The sequence below is a fragment of the Pseudomonas pisciculturae genome (assembly GCF_015461805.1).
In the GTDB taxonomy this organism is placed as follows: Bacteria; Pseudomonadota; Gammaproteobacteria; order Pseudomonadales; family Pseudomonadaceae; genus Aquipseudomonas; species Aquipseudomonas pisciculturae.
Window position 1 is genome coordinate 73,108 of the sequence record NZ_JACVZE010000004.1, and the last position, 18,512, is coordinate 91,619.

The following is an 18,512-nucleotide window of genomic DNA, read 5'->3' on the forward strand; positions in this document are numbered from 1 at the left end:
TTTGATAATGCGCAACCCCGTCGATTCCGTACCACCTTTGCCCCGCATTTACGCCTTGGACCCCCAAGAGGCGGAACAAAGCTGGGACAGCGCCCCACAGCTGCTGGCAGCCCTCAACGCCGCCCGCCTGGGTGCGTGGTGCTGGGAAATCGATACCGGCAGCATCAGCTGGTCACGGGGCACCCAGGCGCTGTTCGGCTTTGACCCTCGCCACCCGTTGCCCAAGGATGTGGACTACCTCGACTTGCTGGCCCCCGCTGATCGCGCCCGCGTGGTGCGAGCTTTTCACGCGGTACTGGCCGGTGAGCCGTTCGAACAGGCGATGCGCCATCGCATCCAATGGCCCGATGGCACCTTTCACTGGCTGGAAATCAGCGGCAGCCTGGCGCCGGACAAGTCCGGCAGGCGCCGAATGATCGGGGTTATCCGTGAGATAACCCAACAGCGCGAGCGAGAAAACGCCCTCGGCCACTCCGAAAAACGCTTCGCCACGCTGTTTCACCTGTGCCCGAACATGGTGCTGTTGACCCGCCAGGCCGACGGCCTGATCAGCGAGGCCAACCAGTATTTCGAGATCCACTTCGGCTGGCCCGTTGCCGACGCCATCGGCCGCACCACCCTGGACCTGGGCCTGTGGCGCCACCCCGAGCAACGCGCGCAATTGGTCAGGGCTACCCAGCGCAAGGGCGAACCCATCACCATGGAGGTGCAGTTTTGCGCCAGTAACGGCCAGATCCACGACGGCACCCTCAGCGCGCAAAAGGTCGAATTGGAGGGCGAGGCCTACCTGATCAGCACCTTCCTCGACACCACCGACCGCAAAAATGCCGAGCAAGCCCTCAAGGACAGCCAGGAGCGCCTCGACCTGGCCCTGGACTCTGCGCAACTGGGCACCTGGGATTGGCACATCCCCACCGGCATGCTCTACGGCTCGGCCCGTGCCGCGCAATTGCATGGTTTGCCGGCCGAACCGTTCCATGAGTCCTTCGAGGCCTTCTTCGAGGGCATGCCCAACGAAGAACGCGACAGCATGCGCAACGCCTATCGCACCCTGCGCGAAGGCCCGGCGGGTAACTATCAACTGACTTACCGCGTGCCGATGGAAGACGGCAGTTCACGCTACCTCGAAAGCCGCGCGCGGCTCTACCGCGACGAGCAAGGCGCGCCCCTGCGCATGGCCGGCACACTGCTGGACATCACCGATCAGGTTGAGCGCGAACAACGCCTCACCGCCTCCGAAGAAAAATTCGCCAGCCTGTTCCAGGCCAGCCCCGACCCGATCTGCGTCACCCGCCTGGACGGCGGCGCCTTTATCGAGATCAACCCGGCCTTCACCCAGACCTTTGGCTGGACCGCCGCCGAAGTCATCGACAAAAGCGCCGAGCAGATCGGCCTGTGGGACGAATCCAGCAAGCGCCTGCAACGCATTGAACGGGTAATCCGCGAGCAGGCCTTGAGCAATGTGGCAATCGTGGCACATCACAAGGATGGCCAGGCCCTGACCTGTGTGATTTCCAGCCGCTTGATCAAGGTCGGCGAGCAGCCCTGCATCGTGACCACGCTGCGGGACATCACCCAACAGCAGCGTTCGGAGGCGGCACTTAAGGCCAGCGAAGAGAAGTTCGCCAAGGCCTTTCATTCCAGCCCCGACGCCATCTCTATCACCGAGCGCGATACCGGCCGCTATGTGGAGGTCAATGACGGCTTCTGCCGCCTCACCGGCTACCGCGCGGAAGAAGCCATTGGTCTCACGCTGTACCAGATCGGCATTTGGGCCGATGAAAACCAGCGCGCCGCGCTGCTGGCTGAATTACAGATCAAGGGCCGCATCCATCACCTGGAAATGCTCTGGCACAACAAACGCGGCGAGTTGTTGGCGGTGGAAGTCTCGGTAGAGCCCATTACCCTCAATGAAACACCCTGCCTGCTACTGACCGCGCGGGACGTGAGCCTGTTGAAAAACGCCCAGGCGCAGATACGTCACCTGGCCTACCACGACCCGCTGACCAACCTGCCCAACCGCGCCCTGCTGATGGACCGCCTGAGCCAGCAGATCGCCCTGCTCAAGCGTCATAACCTGCGCGGCGCGCTGTTGTTTCTCGACCTTGACCACTTCAAGCACATCAACGACTCCCTCGGCCACCCGGTGGGCGACACCGTGCTGAAAATCGTCACCGCACGCCTGGAAGCCAGCGTGCGCATGGAAGACACCGTGGCGCGCCTGGGGGGCGATGAGTTTGTGGTGCTGCTCAGCGGGCTCGACGGCACGCGCACCGAGGTCAGCAGCCAGGTGCAGGAACTGGCTGACACCCTGCGTGAACTGCTCTCGGAGCCGATGTTTCTGGACGGTCATCGCTTGCAGGTCACGCCCAGCATCGGCGTGGCGCTCATTCCCGATCACGGCTCAACCCCGGCGGACCTGCTCAAGCGGGCCGATATCGCCCTGTACCGCGCCAAGGACTCGGGGCGCAACACCACGCAGATGTTTCATAACAGCATGCAAAAAACCGCCAGTGAACGGTTGCGCATGGAAACCGACTTGCGTCTGGCCCTCGCTCGGGGCGAATTCAGCGTGCATTACCAGCCCCAAGTGGACGCCCGCGGCAACACAATCGTAGGCGCCGAGGCCCTCGTGCGCTGGCAGCACCCGCAACTGGGCGCTCAATCGCCGACGGAATTTATCAAGGTATTGGAAGACAGCGGCCTGATCCTGGAAGTGGGCACCTGGATTCTCGATGAAGCCTGCGCGGCCTTCGAGCAACTGATCGCCGATGGCCTGGTGGACCCGCTGAATTTCAGCCTGTGCGTAAACATCAGCCCTCGCCAGTTTCGCCAGAACGACTTCGTCGAACGGGTGGAGCGCAGCCTCAAGCAGCACTCGCTGCCCTACAGCTTGCTGAAACTGGAAATCACCGAAGGCATCGTGATCCAGAACCTTGACGACACCATCAGCAAAATGCGGCGCCTTAAAAAGCTCGGCATCAGCTTTGCCATGGATGACTTCGGCACGGGCTACTCGTCGCTGACTTATCTCAAGCGTTTGCCGGTGGATGCGCTGAAGATCGACCAGTCATTTGTACGCGATGCCACCCACGACCCCAACGACGCGGAGATTATACGTGCCATCGTGGCCATGGCTCGCAGTTTGAATTTGGAAGTGATTGCAGAAGGGGTAGAAACCCCAGAGCAATTAGCGTTTTTGCAAGCGCTGGGATGTCATTTGTACCAGGGGTTTATTTACAGTCGGCCGTTGCCGCTGAAAGAGTTCAAACAGTTGCTACTTTAATCACGCCGACAAAACAGCCACTCTGTTAAAAAGAGTGGCTGCTGGCCGGCCTAACTAACCCTCGACAGGTAAAGCATTACGATTTAAATAAGTTTCTTAGTGCACTGATCGTACTATCGACCTTATCAGTTGCAAAACGAAGCGCCTGCCCTGCCATATTTACTGCACCGGATAGCGCCACACCCACAGGGCCAAAGAACGGAGCGACCATACTAACCAGTGGTGCCAAAAAGCTTGTAACCGAACTTACGGCTTTGCTGATCGCGCCAAAGACACTGCCGATCGCTCCGAACAGCTTGCCAAAAAAACCGCCACTCTTTGCTGGCGCACTGCCCGCAGCACTGGCAAGCATGGGCATATTGGCGGAAGGTCGGCCAGAAAAACCCAGAGTGTCGCTCTGCGGGTCAATGCCAAACCCCAAGCTTGAGGATTGAAATTGGAGCGGTAGTGGCACGTCCGGACTAGCAAGATGATTCATAGTAGGCATGTAATGCTGTCGATTAGTTACATCAGACATATTCATTTAGCGGAACCCTCTGCATTATTAACTCGCCGATAAAAAAGAAAACAATGAGGGCCTGGTATTTACAGCACCCAGACATTCCTCATTAAGTTTTCTCCTACCTGTGTGTTCCCCATGCACTAAAAGGTTCCATGCGCAGAATTAATCCTGCGCCTAACGCCCCTTCAATTTATTACAGGGTGGGTCATACCCAGCAAGCGGCTAACCTGCTGTAAGTCAGTCTCCCGGCGCAGGGCAGTAAACAACTCCACGGCCTCAGGGTAATTACGCGTCAACATGGCTAGCCACTGTTTCAAGCGTCCTGGTGCTTGCCGTTCAGTCAACTGCGCCACCGACTGAACCCAGAAGTCCTGAAGCATGGGCTGCATGTCTGCCCAGGTCATTTCCACGACCTCTTCGCCGGCACGTGCGGCGGCGATCTGCCGCGCCAGGTCAGGGCGCGCCACCAGCCCGCGACCGAGCATGATGTCTTCGGCACCGCTGACTTCACGGCAGCGCTTCCAGTCTTCGACACTCCAGATGTCGCCATTGGCAAACACCGGCACCTTGACCACGTCCTGCACGCGCGGAATCCACTCCCAGTGAGCTGGCGGCTTGTAGCCGTCGGTCTTGGTACGCGCATGCACCACAATGTGTGCCGCACCGCCTTCGGCCAAAGCCGTGGCGCAGACCAGTGCGCCGTCCGGGCTATCAAAGCCCAGGCGCATTTTGGCGGTCACCGGGATATGGGCCGGCACAGCGCGGCGCACGTGCTCGACGATCTGGTTGAGCAGCTCCGGCTCTTTGAGCAGCACCGCACCGCCACGGGATTTGTTCACCGTCTTGGCCGGGCACCCGAAATTGAGGTCGATCACTTGCGAGCCCAGCTCACAGGCCAGGGCGGCGTTTTCTGCCAGGCACACAGGGTCGGAACCGAGCAACTGCACGCGCAAGGGTACGCCCGCAGCGGTGTGGGCGCCGTGCAGCAGTTCCGGGGCGAGCTTGTGAAAATAGGCAGGGGTGAGCAAGCGGTCGTTGACGCGGATAAATTCGGTCACGCACCAGTCAATACCGCCCACGCGGGTCAACACATCCCGCAGGATGTTGTCGACCAACCCCTCCATGGGCGCCAAAGCAATTTGCATGGAAAACACTCAACAAAAATCGTGGCGCAGTTTACTGGTTTTCCGACAGCAACCGTTAACCCCCTGTCAGGGCGGGGCCGTAACCGTCGATAAACTCCGCAGGCATGCGCTTGGGCTTGCCGGTGGACAGCTCGATGCAGACGAAAGTGGTTTGCGCCCTCAGCAGGGTCGCGCCGTCGCGAGGGCGCAACAGCTGAAAGCGGCGGGTCATTTTCAGTCGCTGATCCCAATCGACGATCCAGGTGGCCAGTTGCAGTTCATCACCTTCATAACCAGCGGCCAGGTAATCGATCTCGTGGCGCACCACCGCCATGGCACGGTCCAGGCGGCGGTACTCGGTAAGGTCCAGCCCCAGGCGCTGGGAATGGCGCCAGGCGCAGCGTTCGAGCCAGGACACATACACCGCGTTATTGGCGTGCCCCAGGCCGTCGATATCCTCAGCGGCGACCTGCAGGTCGATGATAAACGGTGTTGCCAAATCCCAGCCCATGCCTAGCTCCCAGTCGATTAATGTCGGCGGGGCAGTGTATCAGGCCGTTTGCCGCTCCTGTAGACGACGGCCTGCCAGCAACGCGAGCACACCGTCGATCACCCGTGGGTCGGCCAGGACTTTCTGGTGGCCACCCTGCTCCAAGCGCAGCAGGCGGCTGTCGAACCAGGCCTCATGGATGGCCTGGGAGGCTTTCACCGGAACGAAAGTGTCGTCTTCGGCATGCACGATCAGGCCGGGCATATTCATTTGGTAATGGGCCACGTCCAAGTGCTTGAGCGGCATGCCCATCGCCAACTCGACTTCCTGGATGAACGCAGCGCGTGCGCGTGAGGGCAAACCGACCATCCTGGTAAAACCGCGCAGCACGTCGAGGAAGCGCGACGGCGCAGCGATACTGACCAAGGCCTCGGTGCGCAGCCCCAACTGCACCGCCAACATCGCGCTTGCGCCGCCCATCGAGTGGCCGATCACGGCATGCAGCGGCGGCAACTCGGCTGCGGCCTCCAGCATGGCGCGGGCGAACAGCAGCACATGGGCCTCACGCCCCGGCGAGCGGCCGTGGGCAGGGCCGTCCAACGCAATCACGGAGTAACCATTGTCGACCAGCGCGGTGATCAGGCTGGCAAATTGAGTGGGGCGCCCTTCCCAGCCATGCATCAGCAATACCGCAGGTCCCTGACCCCAGCGCAGGGCCGACAAACCGAACCGCAGGGTGATGCGCTCAGATTGGGCCAGCAGCGGCAGCTCCCAGTCTCGTGGCGGCAGGTCGCGCGGGGTCATGAAGGCACGACGCATCTTGTTGGCTACCGCTTGCGGCGCCACATGCCCCAGCGTGCCGTTGAAACGACGAATCCAAGTCAACGTGCCCATTATGAAAGCCCTCTACTAGCGCACGGCCGACTTGGCGGCGCGCAACACGCGGTCAGACAACTCTCCCGGGCCAAGGGCGCGGGCCAAGGCCAGGCCACCGATCATCAACGCCATGTCAGCCAGGGCTTTGTCGGTGTCTTCGGGGGTGGCGGCGAGTTGGGCGGCCATCAGCTCGCAGTGCTCGTTCAACGCTTGGCGAAATTCATCCGGCAGGCGGGCCATCTCACCGACAGTGGCCGGGATGGGGCAAGCCTGGGCCGTAGAGTCGCGGTGCTTGCGTGACAGGTAGAACGCCGCCACCAGTCCGCGGCGCTCTTCGCCAGTCAATTGGGCGTCCATATCGTCGATTGAGGCGCGACGCTTGGCCAACAACTGCGTGAAGGCCTCCAGCATCAGCGCATCCTTGCTTTCAAAATGCGCGTAAAAACCACCGACCGTCAGCCCCGCCGCACCCATGACCTCGCCCACACTCGGCTCAGCCGGGCCACGCTGGATCAACGCGGCGCTGGCAGCCTGCAAAATGCGTTCGCGGGTTTGCGCTTTTTTATCGCTCATCATTGCCTCCGTTTCTCATGGGTTGAATATTATTACCATAATAATATTTGGCAAGCGACAAGCACGACCATTGGTCAGAAGCTAGAAGGGAAGAGAGGAAAGGATTGGCCAAACGCCAGACAAACAAAAGGGCCATTCAATAATTGAATGACCCTTAAAAATCCCGCAGAGCGGGTAATCGTGGCGTCCCCTAGGGGACTCGAACCCCTGTTACCGCCGTGAAAGGGCGGTGTCCTAGGCCACTAGACGAAGGGGACACAAACCTTCTGTACAACTGATCAGCGCTGAGAACTGATCGATTCAAGGACGGTGTGGCCAGACCTTGAACCTGTAAATTGGTGGAGCTAAACGGGATCGAACCGTTGACCTCTTGCATGCCATGCAAGCGCTCTCCCAGCTGAGCTATAGCCCCGGATTTTTCGCCTCGCGGCGCAGCAGACCTTTCGAGCTGCTTGTTGAAACTGGCGTCCCCTAGGGGACTCGAACCCCTGTTACCGCCGTGAAAGGGCGGTGTCCTAGGCCACTAGACGAAGGGGACAAAACCTTCTGTACAACTGATCAGCGCTGAGAACTGATCGATTCAAGGGCGGTGTGGCCAGACCTTGAACATGCAAATTGGTGGAGCTAAACGGGATCGAACCGTTGACCTCTTGCATGCCATGCAAGCGCTCTCCCAGCTGAGCTATAGCCCCTCATCGGTGAGGACGGGGCGAATCTTAATGGCGGTTTGGAAGTGTGTCAAATTTATTTTCAACAATTTCCAAACTTTTTTGCCGGGATAACAATCACTTACCGGCGAAACCCCGGAAAACCGGGGTTTCGCCGTTACAGCAGCCTGCTTAAGCGATAGCGCCCAGCAGCTTTTCCCACTCTTTGTTTTCTTTCTTCGACACACCACCAAGCAAATCAAGGGCTTGGCGCAGACGGAAACGGGTGAGGTCCGGGCCGAGTATTTCCATCGCATCCAGCACCGACACTGAACTCGCCTGCCCGGTGATCGAGGCAAACATCAGCGGCATGGCATCGCGCAATTTCAATTCCAGGGATTCCACCACCGCTTGGATCGTCGCGGTGATCGCGTCCTTCTCCCACTGGCGCAGGCTTTCGAGCTTCCACAAGATCAACTGCATCAACTGACGCACCTGGTCGCCCGAGAGCTTCTTGGACTCGAACAGCTTCGCATCCGGGTTCACGCCCCCGGCAAAGAAGAAGCTGGCCAACGGCGCGACCTGGCTGAACGTCTCCACCCTGCCCTGCACCAGCGGCGCGATCTTCATCATGTACTCAGGGTTCAGCGCCCACTGCTGCACACGCGTGGCGAACTCTTGCACCGGCAGGTCACGCAGCCACTGGCCGTTGAGCCACGACAGCTTCTCGATGTCGAAAATCGGCCCACCCAGCGAGACGCGGGACAGGTCAAAGTTGTCGACCATTTCCTGCAACGAGAACTTCTCGCGCTCGTCCGGCATCGACCAGCCCATGCGGCCCAGGTAGTTGAGCATCGCTTCCGGCATAAAGCCCATGCGCTCGTAGAAGGTCACCGAAGTCGGGTTCTTGCGCTTGGACAGCTTGCTCTTGTCCGGGTTACGCAGCAGCGGCATGTAGCACAGTTGCGGTTGCTCCCAGCCGAAGTACTCGTAGAGCAGGATCAGTTTCGGTGCGGACGGCAGCCATTCTTCGCCACGCAGCACGTGGGTGATGCCCATCAGGTGATCGTCGACCACGTTGGCCAGGAAGTACGTCGGCAGGCCGTCGGTCTTCATCAACACCTGCATGTCCATGCGGTCCCACGGGATCTCAACGTCACCGCGCAGCATGTCCGGCACCACGCACACGCCTTCGCTCGGCACTTTCATGCGGATCACGTGGGGCTCGCCGGCCGCCAGGCGCTGGGCCACTTCTTCCTTGGACAGCAACAGTGCGCGGCCGTCGTAGCGCGGGGTTTCGCCACGGGCCTGTTGCTCGGCGCGCATCTGGTCCAGCTCTTCGCTGGTGCAGAAGCATGGGAACGCATGACCCATGTCCACCAATTGCTGGGTGTACTGCTTGTAGATGTCGCTGCGCTCGCTTTGGCGATACGGGCCGTGGGGGCCGCCGACGTCCGGGCCTTCAGCCCAGGTAATGCCCAACCAGCGCAGGGCGTCGAAAATCTGCTGCTCCGACTCGCGGGTGGAGCGCACCTGGTCGGTGTCTTCGATCCGCAGGATGAATTCACCGCCGTGCTGCTTGGCAAAGCAGTAGTTGAACAAGGCGATGTAGGCAGTGCCGACGTGGGGATCCCCAGTGGGCGATGGCGCGATGCGCGTGCGGACGGTGGTCATGGCGGGTCTCGAATGGGCGATAAAGCTAAAAATTGAAACAAGGGGCGAATGGTAACAGCCACAGCCCCCCCGGCTCCAGCACCCGCCCTATCGAGCATGGCATTTAAGCCAAGCTTCGGTCTCAACGCCGGTCATGGCTATTGGACAGATGCTTGGCTGGCTATATTCCATTACCTCTTGTTACAGACACTGCCCTCATGCCAGCCCCACTCAAGCGCCGCCTGTTTATCTTCGTGTTTATCGTGACCCTGATCGGCCTGGGGTTCTTCGCCCACTGGTTCTTCAAGGGCCGTTTCTATGAAAGCACCGACAACGCCTACGTACAGGGCGAGATCACCCGCGTGTCCAGCCAACTCGGTGCGCGCATCCTCGACGTGAAAGTCGGCGATAACGAGCATGTGCAAAAAGGCCAATTATTGGTGAGGCTCGAAGGCGACGACTTCCACCTCGCCGTCGACCGCGCCAACGCCGCCCTGGCCATGCGCGAGGCCGAGCGCACCCAAGCCCAGAGCAAGCTCACTCAACAAGCCAGCCTGATCGCGGCTGGCGAGGCCAAAGTGTCATCGAGCCAGGCCAGCCTCGGTCGTTCGCAGTTGGACCTGTCCCGCGCACAAACCCTGCGCGGGCCCGGCTACGTCTCGGAAGAGCGCGTGACCACCCTCTCCGCCGACAACCATATCGCCCGCTCCCAAGTGACCATGGCCCAGGCCGACTTGCAGGGCCAGCGCCAACAGGTCAACGCCCTCAATGCCGAAATCAAACGCCTCGACGCGCTGATCGCCAACGCCAAGACCGACCTGGCCCAGGCCGAACTCAATCTCACCCGCAGCGACATCCACGCCCCCATCAGCGGCCTGGTGGGCCAGCGTGCGGCGCGCAATGGCCAATACGTACAGGCCGGCGCCTATCTGCTGTCGATCGTCCCCGACCAAGACATCTGGATCCAGGCCAACTTCAAGGAAACCCAGATCGGCCACATGCAGCCAGGGCAAAAGGCCGAGCTGACCTTCGATGCGTACGGCGACACGCCTATCGAAGCGCGGGTCGACAGCCTGTTCGCTGCCTCCGGTGCGCAGTTCAGCCTGCTGCCGCCAGACAATGCCACGGGTAACTTCACCAAAGTCGTACAGCGTATTCCGGTCAAACTGACCTTCGCCGCCGATAACCCGCTTAAAGGCAAGATCCGCCCCGGCATGTCGGTCACCGTCAAAGTGAACATCCAAGACCAACCCGATGGCCGGTGATGAACTGCTGCGCCCGGTCGGCGAACCGACCCGGCGCGACTGGATCGCGGTAATGAGCGTGATGCTCGGCGCCTTTATGGCCGTGCTCGACATCCAGATCACCAACTCATCCCTCAAGGACATCCAAGGCGCGCTGTCTGCCACCCTGGAAGAAGGCTCGTGGATTTCCACCTCCTACCTTGTAGCCGAAATCATCATGATCCCCCTCACCGCCTGGCTGGTGCAGTTGCTCTCGGCGCGGCGGCTGGCAGTGTGGGTGTCGGTGGGCTTCCTGATTGCCTCCCTGATGTGCTCCATGGCCTGGAGCCTGGAAAGCATGATCGTGTTCCGCGCCCTGCAAGGCTTTACCGGCGGCGCGCTGATCCCGCTGGCGTTCACCCTCACCCTGATCAAACTGCCCGAACACCACCGCGCCAAAGGCATGGCCATGTTCGCCATGACCGCCACCTTCGCGCCGTCCATTGGCCCGACCATCGGCGGCTGGCTGACTGAGAATTGGGGCTGGGAATACATCTTCTACATCAACGTGCCGCCTGGCCTGCTGATGATCGCCGGGCTGCTCTACGGCCTGGAGAAAAAGGCGTCGAACTGGGGCCTGCTCAAAAGTACCGACTATCTGGGCATCGTCACCCTGGCGGTGGGCCTGGGCTGCTTGCAGGTGTTTTTGGAAGAAGGCCACCGCAAGGATTGGCTCGAATCCAGCCTGATCGTCAGCCTGGGCAGCATCGCCCTATTCAGCCTGATCACCTTTGTGATCGTGCAGGTGTCCAAGCCCAACCCGCTGATCAACCTGGGCATATTGACCAACCGCAATTTCGGCCTGTCGAGCATCGCCAGCCTCGGCATGGGCGTTGGGCTATATGGCTCGATCTACCTGCTGCCGCTCTACCTGGCGCAGATCCAGAACTACAACGCGCTACAGATCGGCGAAGTGATCATGTGGATGGGCGTGCCCCAGCTGTTTCTGATCCCGCTGGTGCCCAAGCTGATGAAGTACGTGTCGCCCAAATGGCTGTGCACCGTAGGGTTCGGCCTGTTCGGCTTGGCGAGTTTTTCCTCGGGGGTACTCAACCCGGATTTTGCCGGCAGCCAGTTCAACCAGATCCAGATCATCCGCGCCCTGGGGCAACCGCTGATCATGGTGACCATCTCGTTGATCGCTACTGCCTACATCCTGCCGCAGGATGCGGGTTCGGCGTCGAGCCTGTTCAATATCCTGCGTAACCTGGGTGGTGCGATTGGCATTGCGCTGCTGGCAACGCTGCTGGATGCACGCACCAAGACCTACTTCGATTATTTGCGTGAGGCGCTTGTGCCGACCAACCCACAGGTGGCGGAACGGCTGGCCACCTTGGCGGAGAAGTTCGGCAGCGACACGGCGGCGCTGGGCAAGCTCAGTGAGATTGCGCACCAGCAGGCGCAGATCATGGCCTACAACGATGCGTTCCACTTTGTGGGGTTGGCGTTGGGGGTGAGCATGGTCGCGGTGTTGTTGACCAAGGCGTTGCCGGCGGGGCTTAAGGCTGGGGAGAGTCATTAAGACCGCGTTGCCGCCATCGCAGGCAAGCCAGCTCCCACAGTTTGACCGTGCTCCAACATTGAAATGCAGTCAACTGTGGGAGGGGGCTTGCCCCCCCATGAGGCCAGTGCAGTCACCGCAAAATCAAACCGCCAAAAGCCGCTCCCGCAACTTGCCAATCTCATCGCGCATCTGCGCCGCCGCTTCAAACTCCAGATCCCGCGCCAACTGGTACATCTTCTCTTCCAACTGGCGAATACGCTTGGTGATCTCACTCGGCGAGCGCAGCTCGTTCTCGTACTTGGCGCTTTCCTCGGCGGCCTTGGCCATGCCCTTGCGCTTCTTGCTGCGCGAGCCCGGCACAACGGCGCCTTCCATGATGTCGGCAACGTCCTTGAACACGCCCTTGGGCGTGATGCCATGCTCCAGGTTAAAGGCAATCTGCTTGTCGCGACGGCGCTCGGTCTCGCCAATCGCCCGCTCCATGGAGCCGGTGATGCGGTCGGCGTAGAGAATCGCCCGGCCATTGAGGTTGCGCGCCGCCCGGCCAATGGTCTGGATCAGCGAACGCTCGGAGCGCAGGAAGCCCTCCTTGTCTGCATCGAGGATCGCCACCAGTGACACTTCCGGCATGTCCAACCCTTCACGCAACAGGTTGATGCCCACCAGCACATCGAACGTGCCCAGGCGCAGGTCGCGGATGATCTCCACCCGCTCAACAGTGTCGATGTCCGAGTGCAGGTAGCGCACGCGCACGCCGTGGTCGGCCAGGTAGTCGGTGAGGTCTTCGGACATGCGCTTGGTCAGCGTGGTGACCAGCACCCGCTCTTCGAGGGCCACACGTTTGTTGATTTCCGAGAGCAAGTCATCGACCTGGGTCAGCGCCGGGCGGATTTCGATTTGCGGGTCTACCAGACCGGTCGGGCGAACCAGCTGCTCGATCACGCGGCCCGCATGTTCAGCCTCATAGTTACCGGGCGTGGCGGACACAAAGATGGTCTGCGGGCTGATGGCTTCCCACTCATCGAAGCGCATCGGGCGGTTATCCAGCGCCGACGGCAGGCGAAAGCCGTATTCCACCAGGGTCTCTTTACGCGAACGGTCGCCCTTATACATGGCACCCACTTGCGGCACGCTGACGTGGGACTCGTCGATCACCAGCAGCGCATCGTCGGGCAGGTAGTCAAACAGCGTCGGCGGCGGCGCGCCGGAGGGGCGGCCCGAGAGGTAGCGCGAGTAGTTTTCGATGCCGTTGCAGTAGCCCAGCTCCAGGATCATCTCCAGGTCAAAGCGGGTGCGCTGCTCCAGCCGCTGGGCTTCCACCAGTTTGTTGTTGGCGCGCAGGTAGTCCAGGCGCTCGACCAACTCCACCTTGATGTGCTCGATAGCGTCCATCAGGGTTTCACGCGGCGTGACGTAGTGGCTCTTCGGGTAAAAAGTGAAGCGCGGCAGCTTGCGGATCACCTCGCCGGTCAGCGGGTCGAAAGCCGACAAGCTCTCGACTTCATCGTCGAACAGCTCGATGCGGATCGCTTCCAGGTCGGATTCGGCCGGGTAGATGTCGATCACGTCGCCGCGCACACGAAAGGTGGCGCGGGCGAAATCCATGTCGTTGCGGGTGTATTGCAGGCTGGTCAGGCGGCGCAGCAGTTCGCGCTGGTCGAGTTTGTCGCCGCGATCAACGTGCAGCACCATCTTCAAATAGGCTTCCGGACTGCCCAGGCCGTAGATGCACGACACCGTGGTGACGATGATCGCGTCCTTGCGCTCCAGCAACGCCTTGGTCGCCGACAACCGCATCTGCTCGATATGGTCGTTGATCGAGGCGTCTTTCTCGATAAAGGTGTCGGACGACGGCACGTAGGCTTCGGGCTGGTAGTAGTCGTAGTAGGAAACGAAATACTCCACCGCGTTGTTCGGGAAGAACGACTTGAACTCACCGTACAGCTGCGCGGCCAGGGTCTTGTTCGGCGCCAATACCAAGGTGGGGCGGTTGATCTGCGCGATCACGTTGGCAATGCTGAAGGTCTTGCCTGAGCCGGTCACCCCCAGCAGCGTCTGGTGGGCCAGGCCGGCCTCGATGCCTTCGACCATCAGGCGAATGGCTTCCGGCTGATCGCCGGCGGGTTCAAAACGGGTGACTAATTGGAAATCCGACATGACGTACCTCGTGAAGTCACCCCGGACTGTAAACCCGTCGGGGACGAAAAAGACCACCACCCGCGAAGATTCAGAGCGGGCCGTAGGAAAAAAGCATGATAGCCATATAAGTGGTGGCAACGGTGGCGGCTTTCAAGGCAATCCTCTGACCAGCCGTCTACGATCAAGGTTGCAATAAGACTAACGGTCAGCAAATAAACCGAAAAACTTGGCCGAAAAGCCGTTTCGGTTGTCGCCTCACGCCGTGATGGCCTCTATACTAGCTCCCCGTTTGTGCACCGCTCTAGTGCATTCGGCTGGAGCGCTACACGTCCCTCCATTCCCCCATAGAGCTGCCGCAAAAATGAGCCTGTTCTCCGCTGTCGAAATGGCACCACGCGATCCTATCCTGGGCCTCAACGAAGCATTCAACGCCGATACACGTACGACCAAGGTCAACCTTGGCGTAGGCGTTTACTGCAACGAGGAGGGGAAGATTCCACTCTTGCGTGCCGTTGCCGAAGCGGAAGCCATTCGCGTGGCGCAACACGCCGCCCGTGGCTACTTGCCGATCGACGGTATTGCCGCGTACGACAAGGCCGTGCAAACCCTGCTGTTTGGCGCTGAGTCGCCACTGCTGTCGGCTGGCCGCGTCACCACCGTGCAAGCGGTCGGCGGCACTGGCGCACTGAAAATCGGCGCTGACTTCCTCAAGCAACTGCTGCCAGACGCCGTCGTTGCCATCAGCGACCCAAGCTGGGAAAACCACCGCGCCCTGTTCGAAACCGCCGGTTTCCCGGTGCAGAACTACCGCTACTACGACGCCGCCACCCACGATGTGAACCGCGCCGGCCTGCTCGAAGACCTCAACGCCCTGCCGCCGCAGTCCATCGTGGTGCTGCACGCCTGCTGCCACAACCCGACCGGCGTCGACCTGAGCCCGGCCGACTGGCAGAACGTGCTCGACGTGGTCAAGGCCAAGAACCTGGTGCCGTTCCTCGACATGGCCTACCAGGGCTTTGGCGACGGCATCCACGAAGACGCCGCTGCGGTGCGCCTGTTCGCTGAGTCGGGCCTGACCTTCTTTGTGTCCAGCTCGTTCTCCAAGTCGTTCTCCCTGTACGGCGAACGCGTGGGCGCGCTGTCCATCGTCGGCGGCTCCAGGGAAGAAAGCGCGCGCATCCTGTCCCAGGTCAAGCGTGTGATCCGCACCAACTACTCCAACCCGCCTACCCACGGCGCAGCGATCGTTGCCGCAGTGCTCAACAGCCCAGAGCTGCGCGCCCAATGGGAAGCCGAGCTGGCCGAAATGCGCCTGCGCATCCGTGGCATGCGTGAGCAAATGGTGTCGGAACTGGCCAAGGCTGCACCGGGCCACGACTTCAGCTTCGTCGGCCGCCAGCGTGGGATGTTCTCCTACTCCGGCCTGAGCGTTGAGCAAGTCACCCGCCTGCGCACTGAATTCGGCATCTACGCGCTGGATACCGGGCGTATCTGCGTGGCAGCGTTGAACCAGTCCAACATCGACGCGGTCACAAAGGCAATCGTTCAGGTGCTGTAAACCTGTAGCCGTTGCACAGGAGGGGAAGCCGATGGCTTCCCCTTTTTTGTGGCCAGGCCCTAGACTGAACCTTGCCCGTCCCTTTGCTGTGAGAGCCTTACGAGAAACGACGACCTGGACCTGCGTGCCGACCGCGATGAGTTGGATGACTATGTGCCGCGTGCGCCGCAACCCAAGCGTCAAAAAAGCTTGGTAGTGCAAGTGGCGCTTGGCGTATTCCTCGGTGGCCTGGCATTGTGGTTGGTGCAGTTGGGCGCGACAGCACTGATGGCCAAACTGGCCATGGGCACCCTCCAATTCGGCGGCTAGTGAAAGTCAAAAATGTGGGAGGGGGCTTGCCCCCGATGGCGGCGTGTCAGTCATAGGTATGTCAACTGACACGACCTCATCGGGGGCAAGCCCCCTCCCACATTGGATTTATGGCGCTACCAGATTGCGTTCTTCCAGCAGCTTTACGAAGCTGTTGAGACTCTGCGACACCGTGCCCCGCCGCCAGATCAGCCACGTGTTCAGAATCCGAAAACTGTCCATCAACGGCCACACACTCACCGCCGCAAACCCCGCCATATTCTCCAGCATGCTGCGTGGCATCAACGCCAAACCCGCCCCGGCGCTGACGCACGCCAACATCCCGTGGTACGACTCGATCTCAAAGATCTTGCCCGGCACCGCGCCATCCTGTGAAAACCAGCGCTCAAAGTGATGCCGGTACGAGCAGTTCGAACGGAAGGTGTAGATGTTCTCGCCATTCACGTCCTGCCCGCGTGTGATGGGCGCGTGATGCAGCGGCGCGATCACCACCATTTCCTCCTCAAACACCGCCACGCCCTCCAAAGTGCTGTGCAACACCGGCCCATCGACAAACGCTGCCGTCAGGCGCCCCGACAGCACGCCTTCGATCATGGTGCCCGAGGGCCCGGTGCTCAGGTCCAGCTCGACCTTGGTGTGCTTCTGGTTATACGCCGCGAGCAACGCCGGGATGCGCACCGCCGCCGTGCTCTCCAGCGAGCCCAGGGCAAATGCGCCCTGGGGCTCCTCCCCCGCCACCGTGGCGCGGGCTTCCTGGACCAGATCGAGAATGCGCCGCGCGTAACCGAGGAAGTTCCAGCCCGCCGGTGACAGGCGCAGGCGGCTTTTCTCGCGGATAAACAATTCCACGCCCAGGTCTTGCTCCAGTTGCTTGATACGGGTGGTCAGGTTCGACGGCACCCGATGAATCAACTGCGCGGCGGCGCTGATGCTGCCTTGCTCGGCAACGGCCTTGAAAATTTCCAGCTGCACCAGGTCCAAGTCATTCTCCATTCGTGAATGTATTGCTTAATATTATTCAGTTTCCAGAAAACAACCAACCCCGTAGTCTGAACTCAACTTATTCATTCAGCAGGACGGTGCCATGAACGCGACCACCCACGCCATTTCGACCAACCCGGCCACCGGCGAAACCGTCGGCAGCTACCCGTACGAAACTGCGCAGCAACTGGACGCCGCCCTCGACCGCGCCACCGCAGCCTTCCGCACCTGGCGCCGCCAGCCCGTCAGCCAGCGCGCCGAGCTGCTGCTGGCCCTGGCCGCCGCACTGCGCGAGCAAGCCGAAGACATGGCGCAAATGATCACCCTGGAAATGGGCAAACCCATCGCCCAGGCTCGCGCCGAAATCGAAAAATGCGCCCAGCTCAGCGAATGGTACGCCGCCCACGGCCCCGCCATGCTCGCCCCGGAAGCGACCTTGGTAGACAACGGCAGCGCCCAGATCGAATACCGCCCATTGGGCCCGATACTCGCGGTGATGCCGTGGAACTTCCCGGTCTGGCAAGTGCTGCGCGGCGCCGTACCCACCATGCTCGCCGGCAACACCTACGTGCTTAAACACGCACCGAACGTCATGGGCAGCGCCTACCTGATGAAGGCCGCGTTTCAAAAAGCTGGCTTTGCTGAAGGCCTGTTCGAAGTGATCAACGTCGCCAACGAGGGCGTGTCCAAAGCCATCGCCGACCCCCGCATCGCCGCCGTCACCCTCACCGGCAGCGTACGCGCCGGCATGGCTATCGGCTCCCAAGCCGGTGCCGCGCTTAAAAAGTGCGTACTGGAACTGGGCGGCTCCGACCCGTTCATCGTGCTTAACGACGCCGACCTCGACGCCGCCGTACAAGCGGCGCTGATCGGCCGCTTCCAGAACAGCGGCCAGGTGTGCGCTGCCGCCAAGCGCCTGATCATCGAAGCCGGTGTGGCCGAAGCTTTCACCGCCAAATTTCTGGAGGCCAGCCGCGCCCTGGTGATGGGCGACCCAACGTCGACCGCCACCTACATCGGCCCGATGGCCCGTTTCGACCTGCGTGACGAGCTGCACGGCCAGGTCCAGGCGACACTGGAAGAAGGCGCCACCCTGCTGCTGGGCGGTAATAAAGTGGCAGGTGCCGGCAACTACTACGAGCCGACCGTACTGGCCAACGTCACCGACCAGATGACCTCGTTCAAACAGGAACTGTTCGGCCCAGTGGCGTCGATCATCACTGCCCGCGATGCTGACCACGCGGTGGAATTGGCCAACGACAGCGAGTTCGGTCTTACCGCCAGTATCTTCACCACTGATGCAGCCAAGGCTCGCGATATCGCCAACCGGTTGGAAACCGGCGGGATCTTCGTCAACGCCTTCAGCGTGTCCGACCCTCGGGTGGCGTTTGGGGGGATCAAAAAGAGTGGTTTTGGTCGTGAGCTGTCGCACTTTGGTGTGCGGGAGTTCTGCAATGCGCAGACTGTGTGGCTGGACCGTAAATAACCCCACTGACACAGCGCTGTAAAAATGTGGGAGGGGGCTTGCTCCCGATAGCGGTGTATCAGTCACCTGATGTATTGGCTGACACACTGCCATCGGGAGCA

Annotated in this window: 14 protein-coding genes and 4 tRNA genes; 6 read left to right on the top strand and 12 right to left on the bottom strand. The window is 60.9% G+C overall.

The window, feature by feature from the left end; genetic code table 11:
• The first annotated feature begins 7 nt into the window (after positions 1-7).
• Positions 8-3,286: an EAL domain-containing protein gene (locus ICY20_RS12270; protein WP_194937611.1), complete on the top strand. Its 3,279-nt coding sequence runs from the start codon at positions 8-10 to the stop codon at positions 3,284-3,286.
• A 76-nt stretch (positions 3,287-3,362) separates the two neighbouring features.
• Here the strand turns inward: ICY20_RS12270 and ICY20_RS12275 are convergent, their stop codons facing one another.
• The 10 genes from ICY20_RS12275 to gltX form a co-directional block, all read right to left on the bottom strand.
• On the bottom strand, positions 3,363-3,809 hold the full coding sequence (locus tag ICY20_RS12275; protein WP_194937612.1) for a hypothetical protein: 447 nt from the start codon (positions 3,807-3,809) through the stop codon (positions 3,363-3,365).
• A 164-nt stretch (positions 3,810-3,973) separates the two neighbouring features.
• On the bottom strand, positions 3,974-4,933 hold the full coding sequence (locus tag ICY20_RS12280; protein ID WP_159958759.1) for a tRNA dihydrouridine synthase: 960 nt from the start codon (positions 4,931-4,933) through the stop codon (positions 3,974-3,976).
• A 55-nt stretch (positions 4,934-4,988) separates the two neighbouring features.
• On the bottom strand, positions 4,989-5,423 hold the full coding sequence (locus ICY20_RS12285) for an acyl-CoA thioesterase (protein WP_159958761.1): 435 nt from the start codon (positions 5,421-5,423) through the stop codon (positions 4,989-4,991).
• A 39-nt stretch (positions 5,424-5,462) separates the two neighbouring features.
• Positions 5,463-6,296, bottom strand: a complete 834-nt coding sequence (locus ICY20_RS12290; protein ID WP_194937613.1) for an alpha/beta hydrolase — start codon at positions 6,294-6,296, stop codon at positions 5,463-5,465.
• A 15-nt stretch (positions 6,297-6,311) separates the two neighbouring features.
• Entirely contained in the window at positions 6,312-6,851 is a 540-nt protein-coding gene (locus ICY20_RS12295; RefSeq protein WP_122486854.1) for a TetR/AcrR family transcriptional regulator, read from the bottom strand.
• Between the two features lie 181 nt (positions 6,852-7,032).
• Positions 7,033-7,108, bottom strand: a tRNA-Glu gene (locus ICY20_RS12300).
• A gap of 79 nt (positions 7,109-7,187) precedes the next feature.
• Positions 7,188-7,263: transfer RNA gene (locus ICY20_RS12305), tRNA-Ala, on the bottom strand.
• A 50-nt stretch (positions 7,264-7,313) separates the two neighbouring features.
• Positions 7,314-7,389 (bottom strand) — tRNA-Glu (locus ICY20_RS12310).
• Positions 7,390-7,467: 78 nt separating this feature from the next.
• Positions 7,468-7,543: transfer RNA gene (locus ICY20_RS12315), tRNA-Ala, on the bottom strand.
• Positions 7,544-7,690: 147 nt separating this feature from the next.
• Positions 7,691-9,172: a glutamate--tRNA ligase gene (gene gltX, locus ICY20_RS12320; RefSeq protein ID WP_159958765.1), complete on the bottom strand. Its 1,482-nt coding sequence runs from the start codon at positions 9,170-9,172 to the stop codon at positions 7,691-7,693.
• A 197-nt stretch (positions 9,173-9,369) separates the two neighbouring features.
• Here gltX and ICY20_RS12325 point away from each other — a divergent pair, with 197 nt between their 5' ends.
• Complete coding sequence (locus ICY20_RS12325; protein WP_159958767.1) at positions 9,370-10,416, top strand: HlyD family secretion protein; 1,047 nt, start codon at positions 9,370-9,372, stop codon at positions 10,414-10,416.
• Positions 10,406-11,956 carry an MDR family MFS transporter gene (locus ICY20_RS12330; RefSeq protein ID WP_194937614.1) on the top strand — a complete coding sequence of 517 codons (1,551 nt, stop codon included), beginning with the start codon at positions 10,406-10,408 and terminating at the stop codon, positions 11,954-11,956. The genes ICY20_RS12325 and ICY20_RS12330 overlap by 11 nt, the downstream gene beginning before the upstream one ends.
• A gap of 123 nt (positions 11,957-12,079) precedes the next feature.
• Here the strand turns inward: ICY20_RS12330 and uvrB are convergent, their stop codons facing one another.
• A complete protein-coding gene (uvrB, locus tag ICY20_RS12335) occupies positions 12,080-14,095 on the bottom strand; it encodes an excinuclease ABC subunit UvrB (RefSeq protein ID WP_159958771.1) in 2,016 nt (671 codons plus the stop codon).
• A 343-nt stretch (positions 14,096-14,438) separates the two neighbouring features.
• Here uvrB and ICY20_RS12340 point away from each other — a divergent pair, with 343 nt between their 5' ends.
• Together ICY20_RS12340 and ICY20_RS12345 are read left to right on the top strand one after the other, a co-directional pair.
• The gene (locus ICY20_RS12340; protein WP_194937615.1) at positions 14,439-15,635 is read left to right on the top strand and encodes an amino acid aminotransferase; all 1,197 of its coding nucleotides are present in this window, start codon (positions 14,439-14,441) and stop codon (positions 15,633-15,635) included.
• Positions 15,636-15,749: 114 nt separating this feature from the next.
• Positions 15,750-15,944 carry a hypothetical protein gene (locus ICY20_RS12345; RefSeq protein WP_194937798.1) on the top strand — a complete coding sequence of 65 codons (195 nt, stop codon included), beginning with the start codon at positions 15,750-15,752 and terminating at the stop codon, positions 15,942-15,944.
• Between the two features lie 108 nt (positions 15,945-16,052).
• On the opposite strand, the gene ptrR is transcribed toward ICY20_RS12345, so the two are convergent.
• On the bottom strand, positions 16,053-16,925 hold the full coding sequence (gene ptrR, locus ICY20_RS12350; protein ID WP_159963434.1) for a putrescine utilization regulator PtrR: 873 nt from the start codon (positions 16,923-16,925) through the stop codon (positions 16,053-16,055).
• A 103-nt stretch (positions 16,926-17,028) separates the two neighbouring features.
• On the opposite strand from ptrR, the gene ICY20_RS12355 reads away from it, so the two are divergent.
• Positions 17,029-18,411: an aldehyde dehydrogenase family protein gene (locus tag ICY20_RS12355; RefSeq protein ID WP_194937616.1), complete on the top strand. Its 1,383-nt coding sequence runs from the start codon at positions 17,029-17,031 to the stop codon at positions 18,409-18,411.
• Positions 18,412-18,512: the final 101 nt, after the last annotated feature.